Annotated in this window: 7 protein-coding genes; 6 read left to right on the top strand and 1 reads right to left on the bottom strand. The window is 65.0% G+C overall.

What is annotated here, in order from left to right; translation table 11 throughout:
* Window positions 1–58 precede the first annotated feature (58 nt).
* From Mspo_RS10870 to Mspo_RS10845, 6 genes are all read left to right on the top strand, one after another.
* Complete coding sequence (locus Mspo_RS10870; protein ID WP_306344962.1) at window positions 59–547, top strand: TonB family protein; 489 nt, start codon at window positions 59–61, stop codon at window positions 545–547.
* Between the two features lie 55 nt (window positions 548–602).
* A complete protein-coding gene (locus Mspo_RS10865) occupies window positions 603–2,450 on the top strand; it encodes a putative porin (protein WP_159729620.1) in 1,848 nt (615 codons plus the stop codon).
* A gap of 2 nt (window positions 2,451–2,452) precedes the next feature.
* Window positions 2,453–3,049: a hypothetical protein gene (locus Mspo_RS10860; RefSeq protein WP_159729618.1), complete on the top strand. Its 597-nt coding sequence runs from the start codon at window positions 2,453–2,455 to the stop codon at window positions 3,047–3,049.
* Window positions 3,046–4,053, top strand: coding sequence for a peptidylprolyl isomerase (locus Mspo_RS10855; protein ID WP_159729616.1), 1,008 nt, complete (start codon window positions 3,046–3,048; stop codon window positions 4,051–4,053). The genes Mspo_RS10860 and Mspo_RS10855 overlap by 4 nt, the downstream gene beginning before the upstream one ends.
* A gap of 16 nt (window positions 4,054–4,069) precedes the next feature.
* The gene (locus Mspo_RS10850) at window positions 4,070–4,570 is read left to right on the top strand and encodes a YbjN domain-containing protein (RefSeq protein WP_159729614.1); all 501 of its coding nucleotides are present in this window, start codon (window positions 4,070–4,072) and stop codon (window positions 4,568–4,570) included.
* 192 nt (window positions 4,571–4,762) lie between these two features.
* A complete protein-coding gene (locus Mspo_RS10845) occupies window positions 4,763–16,432 on the top strand; it encodes a filamentous haemagglutinin family protein (protein WP_159729612.1) in 11,670 nt (3,889 codons plus the stop codon).
* 263 nt (window positions 16,433–16,695) lie between these two features.
* Here Mspo_RS10845 and Mspo_RS10840 read toward each other — a convergent pair whose 3' ends face one another.
* Window positions 16,696–18,483 (bottom strand): substrate-binding domain-containing protein, encoded by a 1,788-nt coding sequence (locus tag Mspo_RS10840; protein WP_159729610.1) that lies wholly within the window; start codon window positions 18,481–18,483, stop codon window positions 16,696–16,698.
* Window positions 18,484–18,541: the final 58 nt, after the last annotated feature.

Raw genomic sequence — 18,541 nt, 5'->3', positions numbered from 1 at the left:
CGCAATCGTTGCGTTGCCCCCGCCGCCTCCGCCCCCGCCGCCTCCGCCCGAGCAGAAAATGATCGAGCAGCAGCGGATGGATCAGCCGGAGTTTCAGGAAGAAAAGCCGCTCGACGATCCGGTGCGAGAGTCGATCAAGGACACCAAGACGGATGAGCCGCCGCCGGGTCCGCTCGCGCTGGACGCGAAAGCGACCGGCCCCGGCGACGGATTCGGACTCGGTAGCAAGCCCGGTGGCTCTCCCTATGGCGGCGGTGGGGGCGGCAGCCGTTTCGGCAGATATACATCGATGGCGCAAACGCAGATCGAGTCGGCGTTGCGCGCAAATCGGCGCACGCGCAAAGCGGCCATGCGGGTCGGAATCAGGCTGTGGATCGACGGCTCCGGCCGCGTGACGCAAGTCGCTCTCGCCTCGTCCACCGGCGACGCCGAGCTCGACGCCGCCATACGAAACGAAGTGCTCGGCGGTCTCGTTCTGAGGGAGCCGCCGCCCAAGGACATGCCGATGCCCATGGTCACGCGCGTCATCGCGCGTCGGCCGGGTTGAGGTCGTACGTGGACGAGTCCCATCGCTCGGGCTCTGGAGAGGACTGAGACATTCGATGTTCGAGAAAATGCCAGTTGCGCGCCGTCGCTCGCTGCCGCTCGCCGCGTCGCTATTCGCCTTCACTTTCGTCGCGCCGGCCTTGGCGCAGGACGCCGACGGCGGCGTGCCGAAGGAAGGGAAAAATCCAGAATCCAAGCGGCCCGCGCTATCGCATGGGCGGCGGACTTCGCCCAATGCGACCGTCAATCTGGTCAATCTTCTCGTCGCACAAGGCGTGTTGACGGAGGAGCAGGCCCATTCGCTGATCAAGCAGGCGGAGGACGAGGCCTATATCCAGCAGCAGGCGACGAAGGACGCGACGGCCAAAGCGGGAGAGGCGGCCAAGGCGGCGATCACGGTCGCCGCGACTGCGACCCCCGCGGGCGCGAAGCATGTGACCTATGTGCCGGAGATCGTGAAGCGCCAATTGCGCGAGGACCTAAAAAGGGAAGTGATGGCGCAGGCGGAAAAGGAGAATTGGGCGTCGCCCGGCAAATTTCCGGAATGGGCGTCGCGCATTCGTTTCTACGGCGACATGCGGCTGCGTTATCGCGGCATCTATTATCCGACCGGAAACGATCAGGGCGGGGCGGTCAATTTCAATGCTATCAACACCGGCTCGCCATATGACGTGAGCGCGGCGAATCCGTACCATCCTCCGACGCTGAACGTGACCGAGGAGCGCAGCCAGTTCCGATTTCGAGGCCGTCTCGGAATGGTCGCCGATCTCTCCGATGGCTTCACGGCGGGTCTACGTATTGCGGGCGGCGAGAACAATTCGCCAGTGTCGCAGAATCAGACATTCGGCCTCAATGGCGGAAATTTCTCGAAATATTCACTGTGGATCGATCGCGCTTACATGAAATATCAACCGCGCGAAGAGGTTTCGATCACCGTCGGGAGAATGGACAATCCTTTCTGGTCTCCTACCGATCTCGTCTGGTACAGGGACATCGGATTCGACGGCTTTGCTGCGCAGGGCCGCTATGAGATCGTCGAGGGAGTGACACCCTTCGTCGCCGGCGGGGCCTTTCCGATCTTCAACACCGATCTGAATGCGGGCATCAATCTTCCCGCCTATGATTACGGCCCTCCGACCAAGCTCCGCAGCTACGACAAATGGCTTTTCGCCGGGCAGGTCGGCCTCGCGGCCAAGATCGACGAGGATTATTCGGCGCGCTTTGCCGTGGCCTATTACGATTTCACCAATGTTAAAGGGCGGCAATCGTCTCCTTGCATCGTCGTCAGCGCTTCGGACGTGTGCGACACCGATCTGACGAGGCCGTCATTTGCGCAGCGAGGAAACACCTATTTCGCTCTGCGCAACATCATCGCGGATACCTACAACAGCTACGGAACGACGAGCCAATATCAGTATCTCGGCTTGGCGGCGCAGTTCCGTCCCGTTGTCGCGAGCGGCGAGATCGACATAGGGAGCTTTCATCCGGCTCACATCGTTTTGAATGGCGAGTATATCGTGAATACGGCGTTCGACCGTGGTTCCATCGCGGCTCTCGCCGTCAACAATCTGAAGGGAACGGTGGACGGCAGCGTCGGACCGTACAATGGCGGCGCCAGAGGCTATCTCGCCCAGGCGACCGTCGGCCATAAGCAAATCCGGCACTTGTGGGATTGGAGCGTGTTCGGCGGCTACAAATATCTGCAATCCGACGCGATGATCGACGCATTCGTCGACTCTGATTTCGGCCTGGGCGGGACGAATCTCAAAGGCTATTTTCTCGGCGGCAATCTCGGCGTCGGCGAAAATGTCTGGCTCGGTATGCGCTGGATGAGCGCCAATAACATCGCCGGCTCGCCTTATGCGGTCGATGTATTGCATGTCGATCTCAACGGAAAGTTCTGATCATGCGTTTCCGTTCACTCGCTGTCCTGCCGTCGATCGCATTGTCGCTGTCGGCGCCCATCGCGCGGGCCGATGCAGAAGCTGATCGGTTGAGAGAAGCATTGCGCGGCGCGATCACGCAGACTCGGGCGCTCGAGGACCAGCGCGCCTCTCTGCAAGCCAAGCTGACCGAGGTCGAAAACGCGCAAAAGGCTCTCAAGGAGAGGCTCGAAGCGACGAAGGCGGATCTGACCAGGGTCACAAAGGATTATCGCGAAGCGATCGAGCAGTATAAGAGGAGCATCGAGGAGCACGATCAGACTCTGGAGAAATGGCGGACCGCCTATGAGGAGGCCGCCGATGTCGCCCGCGGCAAAGAGGCCGAGCGCGCCAAAGTCGAGGGTCTCGCGAACGCCCTCAAGGCGAGCGCCAAGAACTGCGTCATCCGCAACAATGAGCTCGTCAAAGTCGGCCGCGAACTGCTGGCTCGATATGAGGGCGCGAATTTCGTGGATGCGACACTGGCGAGTGAGCCGCTGCTCGGCGCGCGCCGCGTCGAAATTCAAAATCTACTGCAGGATTACAAGGACAAGATTCTCGATCAGAAGGTGACGCCATGAGCATCGACATCGCCCGGACCGCAATTTTCGTCAGTATGGTCGCAGCCGGCGCGCTCGTCGCGACGCCGATGGTCGGCGCGCAGACGCCTTCGCAAACGAGCGCAGCGCCCGCGCAGTTCAAACCCAAGCCGGCGCCCGTCGCGCCGGCTGTACGCGCGCAGAGCGGCGCGAGCGCCAAGCCGGCGGAAGAGGTGGTCGCGCATCTGGGATCGACCGAGATCACGGCGCGCGAGCTGCGCGCCTATATCGACGCTCTGGGACCGCGCGAGCAGGCGGCTTTCGCCAAGGAGCCGGCGCTGTTCGGCCAGCTCGTACGCGCCATTCTCGGTGAGCGTCTCGTTCTGGACGAAGCGCTCGCAAAGAAATGGGATCAGTCGCCGAGCGTCGCGGCTCAGCTTCAGCAGACGCGCGATCGCGCGCTCGTGGAGCTCTATCTGCAGTCTGTGTCGGCGCCGCCGGCGGGCTATCCGAGCGACGAGGAGCTACAAAAAACCTATGACGGCAATCGCAGCCTGTTCGTCGTGCCCCGGCAGTTTCAGGTCGGGCATATCTTCATAGCCGCCCCGAAGGACGCGGATCGCGTCGCGGAGGAAAAGGCCAAAAGGAAGCTCGAGGAGGTTCAGCGCAAGCTGAAGACGGCGGGCGCGGATTTCGCGGCGATCGCGCGCGCGGAGACGGACGCCAAGGACAATGGCGAGCTCGGATGGATATCCGAAGGCCAGATCCGCCCGGAAATCCGAACGCAGGTGATGGGGCTCGGCAAGGGCGCGGTCAGCGAGCCGATCCGTCTCGACGACGGGTGGCACCTCGTGAAGCTGCTCGATACGAAGGCCTCCTACACGCGCTCGCTCGCGGAGGCGCGCGAGCCGCTCGCGCAGCAGATGCGCATGGAGCGATCGAACTTGCTGCGCCGCGCCTATGTCGCCGAGCTGCTGAAGCAGCATCCGCCGGTCATCAACGAAATCGCGCTGTCGAATCTGCTCGACGGCGCTCTCAAACATTGAACCTTCGAGCGTCCATATGTCAGAATCCCTGGTCTCGGCTTTGACGCTCGACGAGCTGCGCGAGCTGCTGCAGCAAGCCGGCTATCGCGTCGTATCTGCGATGGATCCGGTCGCGGACGTCCCTTACCTGCGGTCCGCGACGAGCGGGCTCTCATTCGACATACGCGCGGGAAATCCATCCGCGATGGAGGCCGAGGCGCGCTTCTTGGACTTTGTTTTCGTCGCCGTCCTCCAAGTTCAGGGCGAATTGCGCGCGGAAGTCGTCAATGGGTGGAATGCGACGCGACGCTTCTCGCGGCTGCATCTCACGGGCGCGTTTCTAGCGCTCAGTATGGACATATCGATCGCGGGCGGAGTGAGCCGCGACTATTTGCGCGCGCAGATCGAGATATGGGACCGGTTGGCGCAGGAGCTGATCGCCTATCTGCGCGAGGGGCTGCGCCGCGAGGGCGAGGCCGTGGGATCGGCGCCGCTGCCGGATCGCGACCTTCCGGCGAGCGCCGCAAGCCCGAACTGATATGCGAGTCCGAACTGAATTGATGTCGAGCTTTCGAGACGAATAGGCAATCACATGACCAGCGATCTTGCTCCCGCCTCCCGTCGGATTCGCGAAACGATCTCGGCTCGGCGCCATCGAACCAAAGCGGCGACGATCGGCGGAAACGGGCGTGCTCCTCTCTCACGCGCTCGGTTGCTGGCGGGCGCGAGCGTGATCGCTCTGGCGCTGATCGCGGGTCACGGCCCGCAGGCGCGTCCGCTGACGGGCGGCTCGACGCCGGCGCCGGCGACGGCGGCGGTCAATTCCGCCACGAGCATCGCCGAGCAGGCGGCGAAGATCGCCAAGCAGAGCCAGGACTCCCTGGTGCGGGCGACGCAGGCGCTCCAATCCATGCAAGCCGTGCAGGCGGCCGCGCGCGCCGCCGCCGCCGGCGCGGCCAGCAATATCGCCGACGGCCTGAGCCTAGGCGGCGCCGGCAAGCTGCCGGGCCTCGTGGTCGATCCGCGCGTCTCGGCGACGCCTAATCTCTGGATCAACGCCGATCTGCCGACGCAGTCGTCGAGCGATGGCCGGACCACGGTCACGATAAAACAGACCGCGCCGCAAGCGGTGATGACCTGGCTCTATTACAATGTCTCGCCCAATACGACGGTGGTCTACGACCAGCAGGGCAATCCGAGCTGGGTCGCGCTCAACCGCATCGACGCGACCGGCTCGCCGAGCCGCATCCTCGGCCAGATCAAGGCCGACGGCACTGTGCTGCTCATCAATCCCAACGGAATTATTTTCGGCGCCGGCGCGCAAATCAACACGCATTCGCTGATCGCCTCCTCGCTCGACATAGACGCGACGCGGGCGTCGAGCGTATTCAACGCCAACAGCGCGGCCTATACGCCCGTGCCGCTCAGCGTCGATGGGAAAAGCGTGACGGCCTATGTGCCGCCGAACGAAGCGACGGCCAACGCCAATTTCGTCGGCACGGGCAGGGGCCAGGGGCTCTTCGGCATCGCGAGCCTCGACGGCGTCATCGGCAATTCGGCCAAATTCTCGATGGGCAACCAAACGCTTTCAACCGCGCAGGGCGGCGGGGCGATCGTGGTCGAGCGCGGCGCATCCATCGTGACGTCACTCAATTCGACGGATGACGGCGGCTATGTGGCTCTGCTCGGCCCGAATGTGACCAATTCCGGCTCCATCACGACACCGCACGGACAGATCATCCTCGCCGCCGAGGGTCAGGTGGTGCTCAGCGCGCCGATCAGTTCGGCGACGGGCTCCAGCGCCGTATATACACTCGACCATGTTTTCCCCTCGGGGAGCGCCGAAAATCCCGATAATTTTGGAATTTACGGCATCAAAGGCCCGTCGCTCGGCGCCGCCGGAAACGTGACCAATGACGGGCTGGCGTGGGCGCAGGCCGGCGCGATCTCGATCGGAGCCTATGACGCCGTGACTCAGTCGGGCGTTTTGGGGGCGACGACCAGCGTCAATCGCCCGGCCTCGATCTCGGTTGCAGCCGGGGTCGGCAGCGCAGGTCGAACATCGGTCGTTTTCGGGCCGAACAGCGTCACCGCCATCCTGCCGGACGACGGCGGGGACACTGTGCCTTACGGCACGGCGACGGCGGATCTCCAGCCAAAGATCACCATCACCGGGCAGAGCGATTTTCAGGCGGGCTCGCTGCTGCGTGCGCCGAGCGCGGCGGTGTCGCTCAACGGGCTGACGGTGCTGGAATCGGGCGCGACGATCGACGTCTCGGGCCTCGCCGAGGTGCAGGTTCCGCTGTCCAAATTCATCGTAAGTTTTTTGGTCACGCCCAATGAGATCGCTGATTCGCCGCTCTCCTCGGCGCTCGTCGGCAAGACGGTTACAGTGGACACCCGCCTGACCGGCACGCGGGCGGACGGCCTGTCCTGGGTCGGCTCGCCCATCGTCGACGCATCGGGCTACGCCAGGCTGATCCCGAAGACGATCGGCGAGATTCTGACGTCCGGCGGCTCGGTCACCGTCTCGGGCGGCGCCGACCAATATTTCATCCAGAGGCCGGGCTCGATCGTCAATCTGTCGGGCGGCTACGTCACCTATCTCGGAGGCGCCGTCAATACGACGCAGCTCATCGGCTCCGACGGACGTTTCTACGACATAGGCAGGGCCGATCCGACCATCGCCTATGTGGGGCTCGCCTCCGCCGCGGGCTTCACCGTCGACCATGCGCGCACGGGGACGAGCGAGACGTTCACCAGTCCGCTGCTCGACCGCAGCCATTATGAATCGAGCTATATCGCCGGCGCCAGCGCCGGCTCTCTGTCGATCTCGATTTTGCCGCTACTGGATGGCACGATCATCGGCGACACGGTGGCCGGCCTTCGCCAGCGCGCCAATGCGATCGGCGGCGGCGCGACGCCGCAAACCTCGCTCGAGCAATTGCCGGCCGGCGCCTCGCTGACGCTCGATCGCTTCTCGACCCCCTTGCCATTCGGCTTCCTGCTCGAGACGAGCGAGCAGGCCGGCGCCGACCCTTACGGCCTCGCCTCCTATACATTCGGATCGACGAGCTGGACGCCGCCGGCGACCGTGCCTCTCCTCACCGACCGCCTGTCGGAGACGGGTTTCGGATCGATCAAGATCGGGACCCACGCCGACAAGCCCGACGGGGCTTTCGCGCCGACCCGCGAGCATGTCAACATGGCCGAGGGCGCGATATTGTCTGTGGCGCCGGGCGGCAGCGTCAGCCTGGCGGGCGTCGAGACGATCGCCGGCTCGATCGTCGCGCCGGGCGGCAAGATCACGCTCGACGGCTATTTCGATGTGTTCGGAAAAACGCAGAATGCGTCCGACGTCGTGCTGGGGCCGAGGGCCGTCCTCGATGTGCGCGGGCTCTGGATCAATGATTCCGGAGCAGTCGGGGACGAACTGCAAGGCTCCGCCTTCATCGACGGAGGATCGGTCAGCATCATCACGAATACCGTCAACTATCATCCCGTAGACAGAATCCCGCAAGGTAGCTATCCGACCGGTATTGTCGATGAAACTGCCAACATCATCTTATCGGCCGGCAGCGTCATAGACGTGTCGAGTGGCGGCTATGTCGGCGTAAATGGCAAACTGAAGCTCGGCGCAGACAATTCTCCCCTGGGTAAGGGCGGCAGCCTTTCGCTCGTCACGTACAATGGGCGTTGGGTGGAATTCATCCCCGAGCTTCCACCTAGGGCTAACACCTTCGTAGCCGGCAACGTGCGCCCGATCGATGGCGGACCTCCGACCGCGGCGACAGTGGAGCTGAACGGCGCGATCTACGCGGGCGGCTTCGGCGCCGGGGGAACCTTCACGCTACAGGCGCCGACTGTCATCATCGACGGCAAGGCGACGTCGATCGCCTCCTACACCTCCGGCGAACGCGCCGGCGAGATCGTCCTGCCCTCCTCCTTCTTCACCGACAATGGCTTCTCAAATTATGTGCTGACCAGCGTCTATGGGAGCACGACGGTGACTGCCGGCACGAAAGTGCTGCTGCGGCAGTCCAATTATCTTGTCGACGATTCGATCCTGTCGCAGCCGACCGGCGCGATCGCGCGCGATTTCGCGACGGTCGGGCTCGCGCCCTATGGCTTGCGCAATCCGGTCAGCCTCACTCTGGCGGAAAGAAGCTATCCATACGGCAAGACCGGGCCGAGCACGACGGCCGGCGTGCTGCTCGAGGAAGGGGCCAGCATCGTCGCCGAGGCGAGCCTGACGAAGCGCGCGACCATCAATCTTTCGGCCGACGGCCCCGTCACGGTTCTCGGCGGCATCACGGCGCCGGGCGGAGCAATCAGCCTGCAGAACAACACCAGTGGGTTTGCTGACCCCCCGGCGGCCGTTCAAGATGTGTGGGTCGGGCGCGACGCCGTGCTCGATGTGAGCGGCGTCTTCCTGCCCGACCCGACCGTCACCGCCTATCAGACCGGCAGCGCGATCGACGCCGGGACAATCTCGCTGTCCGGCAGGACGATCGTCGCCGAGCCGGGTTCGCTGTTCCGGCTCGACGGCGCCTCCGGCACCGTGGAAATCCCGGCCGGCTCCGCTCTGGGCCCGCAGCTCGTCCGGCAGGACGTCTGGAGCAACGGCGGCGCGCTGCGGATAAATCCTTCAACCGCGAGCTATTTCGCCGGAACGGTCAGCGCGCATGGCGGCGCGCCGCTCGCGAGCGGCGGCTCGCTCACGATCTCGGGCGGCTCGATCGTCGTCGAGCCCGACGGGTTGATCGGCGCGACGCTCGCGAGTTTGTCGGACGGCCGCTATCCGCTGACGCCGGCGGAACTGGCGGCGAAAACGCCGCCGCTGGCCGAGTATGTCCAAATCGCCTTCATCGGAGCGGATACGCTGAATAACAGCGGCTTCGATTCGATCTCGCTTCAGGCAAGATCGCAAACCATCGCCTTCAATGGCTCGCAGTCGATTCATATGCCCGGCTCGCTGATCCTCGGCGCGCCAACCCTCACGCTCATGCCGGGGAGTGATGGCTTGCTGCCGAGCGGGGTGACGAATCCCGCGACCTATGTAGCGGCGTCCTGCGGAACGGGCTGCGTTCCGACCATCGGCGGCTCTCGCGTCGATCTTTCCGCCGGCTATATCTGGCTCCAACAGGGCCACCCATTCTACGCCCGGGCCACCCTCGCGGACGGCGTGTTGAACCTCACGGCGAAATGGATCGATGTCGGTCAGCCTGACAACGGCGTAAGCGGCGGCTCGGATTTCGCGTTCCGGAACGTCGGCTCGGCGACCTTGACCAGCGCCGACGCGATCCGGCTGATGGGCTACGCTGGTTCGAATACGACCTCCAGTTATTCGGGCAGCCTTGCTGTGGCGGGCGATCTCACCCTGGCGGCGGCGGAAATCTATCCGACCAGCGGGACGCGCTTCACGATCAAATCCACCAGCGCGACCGGAACGATCGACATAGAGCAGACCGGCGTCGCGAGCCAGCCTCTGTCGGCCGGCGGAACGCTCACGCTCGATGCGGTGAACATCATCCAGAACGGCACGCTCTGGGCGCCCTTCGGACAGATCGTGCTCGGCAACGCCGCGACGACGCAGAATGTGACGCTCGGCGCCGGCAGCCTCACCTCCGTCTCCGGCGCCGGCTCCGCCGTGCCCTATGGCTTCACGGTCGACGGCGAAGCATGGTATGTCGGCAACGCCGGATACAACGCCTCCATCAACAACCCTGGATACCAGGGCGATCTGCTCACAGCGGCCCCGGCGAAGGCCGTCACGCTCAACGGCGCCAATGTCGCGACGAGCGCCGGCGCGACGCTCGATCTTTCAGGCGGCGGCGACATCTACGCCAGCGAATTCGTCGCCGGCGTGGGCGGCAGCCGCAATGTGCTGACGACCGACAGAAGCGGCGCCACTGTCTACGCGCTGGTCCCGGCCTCCTCCGCCAAGGTCGCCGCCTATGATCCAGCATTCGCCTTCTCCGAAGGCCCGTTCGGGCAGAGCCTGCTGAACGCGCAGCCGGGAACGGCGGTCTATCTCACCGGCGGCAACGGGATTCCGGCGGGCGCATACACGCTCATGCCCGGCCTGTATGCGACCCTGCCGGGCGCCTATCGCGTCGTCGTCGCCTCGAGCTCGGTGAAGACGGGCGATCCGCAGAATTACACCACGGCGGACGGCTCCAATTATGTGACCGGCTATTTCGCCAATTCCATCACCGGCGCGCGCTCGTCGCAGGCGATGCTGTTCCGACTGCAATCGGCGTCGAGCTGGACGAAATATTCGCAGATCGACATCACCTCCGGCTCGGCCTTCCTGCGCGACGCCGCGCTCGCCGCCGGCTCGGCCATTCCGGTCCTGCCGATCGACGGCGGCGCGCTGACTCTGGCGGCGCGCAGCACGCTGTCGCTCGCCAGCATGAATTATTTCGCCGGCGGCGCGAGCCCGCTCGCGCCGAGCCTCTCCGGCGTCAATGGCCAATTGGCGGTGAGCGCCGCCAAGATTCTCGTCCTCGCCAAGGATCAGGCCGCGCCGGCGGCGAGCACGGGCTATCTGCTGCTCGACGCCGATCAGCTCAGCAATTCCGGCGCGACGACGCTGCTGCTCGGCGGCAGCTCCAGCGTCGACAGCAAAGGGGCTCTCGCCGTTACCGCCCTCGCCACCGATGTCGAGATCGAGACCGACGCGGCGCATCCGCTCAGCGCGCCGCAGCTCATTCTCGCCTCCAGACCCGGCGGCAAGGGGATCACTGTGGACGACGGCAGCGTCATCGCCGCTGTCGGAACCGTCCCCGCGGGCGGCGACCGGCCGATCTCCGTCACCGGCGACGGCTCGCTGCTGCGCGTCTCGACCGGCTCCATGGTCGATCTCACGCGCGCCTCCGCCAATGCGGGGACGGGGCAGATCGCCATCGGCACGGCGCCGGGAACGACGACGCTGGTTTCGGCCGATACGGCGGTCGGCGTGACGATAAACGGCGGCGCCGCGCTGACCATCGATTCGAGCGGCGACAGCCGTCTTTCCGGCAAGGTCGCGCTGAACGCCTCGGCCTATGATCTCGGCGGCGGCGTCGTCAATGTCGGCGGCGGATCCGCCGGCCTCGCGCTGAGCCGTGAGGTCATCGCCAGCTTCGCCGGCGCGACCTCGGTCAGGCTGCGCAGCGTCTCCGTGATCAATTTCTACGATGCGAGCGGCCTTGTCATCGGCGACGCCGACAAGCCGATCGGAACGCTGACCTTCGACAGCTCCGGCCTCTATGGCGAGGGCGGAACGACGACGGTCAACGCCAAGAACATCGTGCTCACCAGCTCGAGGCCGGCGCCGAGCACGGCCAATGCGCTCACCGGCGCCAATGGCGCGCTGACGCTCTCGGCGAGCGACACGATCACTTTCGCCAAGAATTTCGCGGCGGGGGCAGGGGCGTTCACCTTCGGCGGCTTCGGGCGGATCGATGTGAAGGCGGCCAATGCGGTGCGTTTCGCCGGCGCCGGCGCCGGCGCCTATCAGGCCGTCAACGCCGGCGGCGTCGCCAATGTCGCCTTCGCCACGCCCAATATGATCGCCGCCGCAGCGAGCGTGCAGTCCTTCACGGCGAGCGGCGCGCTGACGACCGTCTCGAGCGGCGCGCCGACGGCCGTCGTCGCCAATGAGACGGGCGGCAGCCTGACACTGAGCGGCGCGAGCGTCTCCGTCTCCTCCACGCTCACCGCTCTGTCGGGAACGCTTATCCTCGATGCGACGAGCGGCGATGTCGCGCTCGGCGAGGGCGCTTTCGTCAACGCCGGCGGCTCGCGCGTCGCGCTCGGCCCGGACATAGAATATGCGCCCGGCGGAACGGTGCGGCTCAATGCGCTGAGCGGCAATGTCTCGATCGGCTCCGGCGCGAAGGTGAGCGTCGCCGCCGCGCGGGACGAATATGGCTCCGGCTATGCGGGCAGCCTCTATATCACCACGGCGGACACAGGAACCACGACGCTGAGCGGGACGCTCGACGGCTCCGCCGCGTTCAAGGACACCGGCGGCAATTTCATCCTGAACACCGGACGGCTCGCGGGGACGCTGCCCTGGAACGGCTTCAGCCGGCGCTTCTCGGTGACGCTCAATCAGCCCGGCGATCTCGTCATCGGGGCCGGCGAGACGCTCGTTTCGAGCGAGGTGATGCTGGTCGCCAATCAGGGCAGCGTCATCGTCGATGGCGCGATCGACGCGAGCGGCGTCGACGGCAAGATCGCGCTCTATGGCTCGGGAACGAAGAGCGGCGGCGTGACGACAGGCGGCGTCGCCATCGGCGCGACTGCGCTGCTCGACGCGCGCTTCGTGGCGCCCGCGGCCAATGATCCGGGCTACGCCAAGGGAACGAAGGCGCTCGTCCCTAACGGCGGGACGATCACGCTCGGGACGACCGGGCGCGCCAATGGAACGGTGAGCACGACCGGCTGCGGCGGCTCTGGCTGCGGCTATCAGAATGTCGACAGCGCCGACGCCGGCTGGATCGATGTGGCGGCGGGCGCGCAATTCGACGTGCGCGGCGGCGCCGGCGGCGTCGGCGGGCAGGTGACTTTGCGCGCGCCGCTGCTCACCAATAATAATCTCAACGTGCGCTTCGCCGGCACGCTGATCACCAGCGGGATGGATGGCGTCGCGACGGGCAATGGCGTCGTGTTGAACGCCTATGCGACATGGAGCGCGACCGATCCGACGACGGCCGGACTCTCCCGGCATTTCGACGGAATCATCGATCCGGCCGGCTGGTACACGAGCTCGGGAACGCTCGTCGCCGGCTGGACGCAGACGCTCACCAGCAGCACCGACGCGACCCGAGCCGATATCATCTATACCGCCCAAGCCGCCGGCGGCTCCATCGCGCAGGGGGCGATCTTCACCGCGGTCAATGGCGCGGTCGACAACACCAATTACGCGCACGCCGATTTCTATCAGAAGAGGCTGGTGAGCTTCGTCCAGAATCCCTTCAATGGCAATGCGGCGGCGGTTGCGGCGAATTTCTCCGGCGCGCGGCAGATCGTCCTCGCCGACGCGACGAAGCAAATCGACAAGACGGCCGCGACGGCGCTCGCCGCCTCGCAATTGCATCTGCGGCCGGAGATCAGCCTCGTCAATCCGTCGAAGGCGATCAATGGCGGCAATATCAGCGTGCTGAGCAATTGGAATCTCGGCGGCGTGCAGACGGCGCCGGTGGCCTCCGGCGTCGCGCCGCTGACGAGCTACACGCCGGCCTATCGCACCAAGGGCCCGATCGATCCGGGCGAGCCCGGCGCGCTGAGCCTGCGCGCGGTCAACAATGTCGACATACGCGCGACGATCTCCGACGGTTTTTATGAAGCGGCGTCGGCGTTCTACAAAACTTTTTCCGGCGGCTGGCAATCGCACTCTTACGCGCTCGTCGCAAATCTGATCGCCAATAATCCGGCGATCGCGACCGGAACCGCGCCCAACGGCGCCACGGTTCGGCTGACGGAATGGAACACCACCTCGGCCGCGAGCCTTATGTCGATCGGGCCGGGCAATCTCGGCTCCTTCTCCTATGACTTCGTCGCGGGCGCCGCCTTCGGCGCCATTGCGCCGGCCAATCCGGACGCGGTGGTTCCGGTCGCCGGCGCAGTCTCGCCGACGAGCCCGACCTCCAGCATCACTATCAATGGCCACACGAGCTATGTGGGTATATACTCGGACAGCGGACTCATCCGATATAGGACCCATTACATTCCGACGCTGGTGCGCACCGGCACGGGGTCGATCCGTCTGACGGCGGCGGGCAATGTCGAATTCACCGACACGACGGTCCAGGGCGCGGTCTATACGGCGGGCGCGCTCGCCGCGACGCCGGCGGATTACAGGCCGCAGAATTTCGATCGGTTTTTCAACACCAGCGGCTATCTCACGCAATATGTGGGTGCTCCCAACGGGTTGGAATCGTTTGTCTACGCCAATTCGTTCGGCTTGGATGGCAATCGTCTGCGGCAGAGAGGCTTTGGTGCGGGCGGCGGCTCCGTCACAATCGAGGCGGGCCAGTCGATCATCGGCTTCGAGCAAACGACACAGGCGACGTCCACGCCTTGGACCGCATGGTACGCCGCGGTCATGCAGTCGGACAAGGATTCGACGCCGTTTTCTAGCTGTTACGGATTGCCGGCGGGCTGCCAGTCGACCGCCTATGTCAATTATGCGACTTTCTTTCAGAATTTTGGGGCGCTCGGCGGCGGCTCCATGACGTTGCGCGCGGGGCGGGACGTCACCGATATTTCCGTCGCTCTGCCGGAGGCGATCGCCGTCGCCGGCGGATTCGACGTCTTCGATCCGCCGCACGCCATTTATTACGGCGGCGGCAATCTCCTCGCGCAGATCGGCGGCAATCTGAACTCCAGCGTGTTTTTCGTCGGGCGCGGCGGCGCGCGCATAGAGGTCGGCGGCGCCATTCAGCAGACCGCCGACAATCCGCTCACCGCCGCCAAGGATCCGACCGCATTTCCGCTGCTGCTCGCCGCGCAGGATTCCTATTTCGACATTGTCGCGGCGGGCTCTGTTACGCTCAGGGTGTCCGATCCGACGTCGTACGGCGATACGCCTTTCACCAGCTATGGACCGCAGAGCGGCCTGTCCTTGACCAGCCTCGGCGGAAATGTGAGCGCCACGGGCTCCTACTTGCCGCCGAATCTGAAGATCGCCGCTCTGAAGGGCGACATCACGAACGCCGGCGGGACGATGTTCGACTTGCCGACCGATCTCGCTGGCCATGGCGTCGGAAGCCTCGTTCTCGCCGCCGCGGGGTCGATCAATGCGGCGCTCACTCTCGACGCGCCGCCGCTGACGGGCAATACTTCCTATATCAACCCTCTCGGCCTGCCATCCTACAGCCTGGCCCCGGAGTCGCTGACCAACAGCGATCCCGTGCTCGTCAGCGCCGGCAAGGATGTTACGGGAGCCCTCACCGTCGACCGGCCGGCGGAAATCATCGCCGGGCGGGATGTGACCCTCAACTTCACGGGTGTCAATCTCGACGAGTCGGATGTGACGAGCATCATAGCGGGCCGGGATATCGTAAGCGCCACTAGTGGAGTCTTCGGGTCCACCTATGGTCTCTACGGGCCCGGCGCTTTCCTGCTCGAGGCTGGGCGGAACATCGGGAGAAAAGTCAACACGACGAGCTTTAACGTCTCCACTTACGGCAATGGCAGCGGCGGAGGGCTCATCCCTAACACTACTCAACCCGTGCCTCTGAAAAGCTATCTCCCGGCCAAGGGCGCCGACATTTACGTGCTCTACGGAATCGCCAATGGCGTCGACTACGCCTCGGCCATCTCGGCCTATGTCGATCCGGCCTCCGCCGGCGCCAATGGCATCGATTTCCTCGCCGATATCGCCGGCGTCCTCGGCCTGCCGCGGGATCAGGCCTGGGCGGCGTTCCAGGGGCTCTCGCCGACGCGCCAGCAGCTGCTCGTCGATCGCGCCTTCCTCGATTTCCTTACCCAGGTCGCGACCGACTACCGCAATCCGGCGAGCCCCTATTACGCGAAATATGGGCGCGCCTATGAGGCGATCGGAACCTTGTTTCCCAAAGGCCTCGGCTATGCGAATGACGGCAGCGGCGGCGCCGATCCCGCCGCCGTCGGCCGGCTCACAATGCCCTTCTCGCTGATCGAGACGCAGCTCGGCGGCGACATCAACATCATCGGCCCGGTCGGCGGCATAAAGGTCGGCTCGGCCGGCCGCGACAATAAGAAGCCTTATGAGGAAGGCATTCTGACGCTGCGCGGCGGCACGATCCGCATTTACACGGATCAGAGCGTGCTGGTGAATCAGAGCCGCATCATGACGCTGCAGGGCGGCGACGTGAATATTTTCAGCGGCAATGGCGATATTCTCGCCGGCTCGGGGCCGAAGACTTACGTCTCCAATCCGGTGCTGCAGCTCGTCTGCGCCTATTACAGCGGCTATTGCGCGGTCAATCCGCAGGGCCTCGTGACCGGCGCGGGCATAGGCGCGATATTGACGCTTCCCTCGCTCGATCCGGATGGCAGCAACGCGACTCTGGCGGTGCCGCGAGGCACGGTGGATGCGGGCGCGGCGGGCATTCGCGTCGCCGGCAATCTCAACATTGTCGCTCAGCATGTGGCCAATGTCTACAATATCCAGGTGCAGGGCAATGTGTCCGGCCTGCAGCCGCCGCCGCCCGGGCCCAATGTCGCCGCGCTGACGGCGGGCTCCAATCAGGCGGGCGCGGGCGCCAAGGCGGTGGAGACGCCGCGCGCCGGCAATGACGGCTCCGACGCGCCCTCGCTCATCACCGTCGAGATTTTGGGCTATGGCGGCTCGGATCGCGGCGAGCCGGCCGAGCGCAGCGGCGCAGAGCCGGAGGAGGAGCGGCGCCGGCGCGGCGCGCGGTGAGGGCGACGCGGTCACGACGCATTCGCCTTTGATCGTCATCATCGCGAGGAGCGAAGCGACGAAGCGATCCAAGGGGGCTCAGCCTGAGCCGCAAACGCAGGATGATCCAGCACGCACGGCTTTCGACCGTTCGAGACGCCCGCTTCACGGGCTCCTCAGGGTGAGGGCCGTTGTTTCGTCAGCGACCGTATCATGTCCCAAATGGCAAAAAACCGGGCGCGTCTTTCGACGCGCCCGGCCCGACGGAAATTCGACCGCTCAGATCAGCCCTGAGCGCCGCCCGTCACGCTGTAGCAATTGGTGAAAGGCGCGCCGGGATGGGCGATGACGCTGGGGTTCGAGCCGTTGAGATATTCGGCATTGATGTTCGAGACCCACGCCGAGGGAAGCCCTCCGAAGCCGCGGCTGTTCAGAATGCCAGTCGACGGCTTCGTGCCGGCGACATTGTAGAACCACGTCAAGAAGTCCTTGATCTTGCTCTCGCGAGACGAGCCGGTGATCGCGTAGGGCGAGGTGGTGTCGCCATAGCAGCTGTAGAAGAAGCCATAGGCGGTTCCGACCAGCGAATAGGCCGCCGCGCCATCCGCCAGCGGGAGGATGGAGCGGCCGCCGATGTCGACAAAGCCCGGATTGCCGGATGTGGGCGAACCCGGCAGGTTCGTGTTCGCCGGGAAGGTCTTCGCATAGATGTTATAATCGTTGAAGGTCCAGGTCGTCGACAGCGTGACGCCATGGGTCGTGTTCAGAGCCGCCCAGGCCGCGTCGGCGCTGGTCGGCGTCGGCGCGATGAAGTTCTGCGCGGAGCCCAGATCGCCCGACTGGCCGGGGTGGTAGACCTGATGCAAGCGCAGATAGTCGTTCTGCAGGCTCGCGCCATAGGGCGCCGTCGACGAGACAGGGTTATACGGCTGAACGAAGTCGTTGCTCAGATAGCCGATGCGGCCGTCGTTCGCGGACGAATTGCCGATCGCCGCCGCGACGGCGTCGCTGCCGTCGGCGCCGACGGTGGCGGCGAAGGCGCGGCCATAGGCCGTGACCTTGTTGATCAGCTGCGTGAAGTTGTTGTTGGGCAGCACGCTGGTGTTGTAGATCGACTGATAGCCGTAGGTGTTGCTCGGATCGAGCAGCGGGCAGACGTTCTTCAGATAGTTGGTGAAGACGAAGCTCGTGCCGCTGCCGTCCGAACGATAGACGATGGTGATCGCCTTGTTCGTGTGATAGGCTACGCCGCTGTTGTCGTCCGAGAACTTCTGCGTTCCGGTCGAACCGTTGCTCAGCAGATAGGGAATGTTGGTCGTCGTGTCGTTCCAATTGGTCACGAGGCCCGAGAAGATCGCGCAGACCTGCGCGGTCGAGAGCTGGATCGCGCCGCCGGCGGCGCCGAGCGTCGTCTGCGAGTTGATCGTCCAGCCGTTCGTGCCCGAGGTCGGCACGTTGATCGCGACGGCGACCGGCGCTTCGAACAGCGGCAGCTGGATCGGCGCGCCCCAATTGGCGCTGTTGTAGGACGCCGAGCCCGCGACGGCGGCCGTAACCGTCGTGCTGCCCCAAGTGACGGTGTAAGTGGTGACGGTGAGGCCGCTGAGAAGGTTGGACGCCAGCGGCGAGTCGCTGGCGCCGAAATCGATATGCGGATAGGGATAGCTCGTCAGATAGCTCGGCGACGCGATGCTGCCATCCTTATACTCCGGCGGCACGGCGGGAAAGTTGATGGCCGACGGGAACGAGCCGAGCGCGAGATGATCGGCGCGATTGGCGATATAGGCGCGCGCGCCATTGCCGCTGCCGACGCCGGCATAGAGACCGAGCGTCGCGACGCCCGGAAAGCAGCTGCCGCCCACCGCCGTGCTCGGGCCCGTGGCCTTCACGACATGATCGGCCCAGCAGTCGAACTCCTGACGAAGGGCGAGCGAAGCGAGCGTGCTGCCACCGCCGAAAATGCCTTCCGACGGATCCGCCGAGGCCGGCTGGACGCCGAGCAGGGCGATAGACGAAAGCGCGAGAGCCGAGCTTCCATTGAGAATGCGTTTGCCGAAGGAAATCGCTGACATTGTCATCTCCATACGAGATTATTGCGCAAGGCCGCGCGAAAGGGTTCGGCCTCTCGCC

It is taken from the genome of Methylosinus sp. Ce-a6 (genome assembly GCF_009811655.1).
Lineage (GTDB): Bacteria > Pseudomonadota > Alphaproteobacteria > Rhizobiales > Beijerinckiaceae > Methylosinus.
The sequence above is the reverse complement of the archived record's forward strand: the minus strand, read 5'-3'. Positions and strand labels throughout refer to the sequence as shown.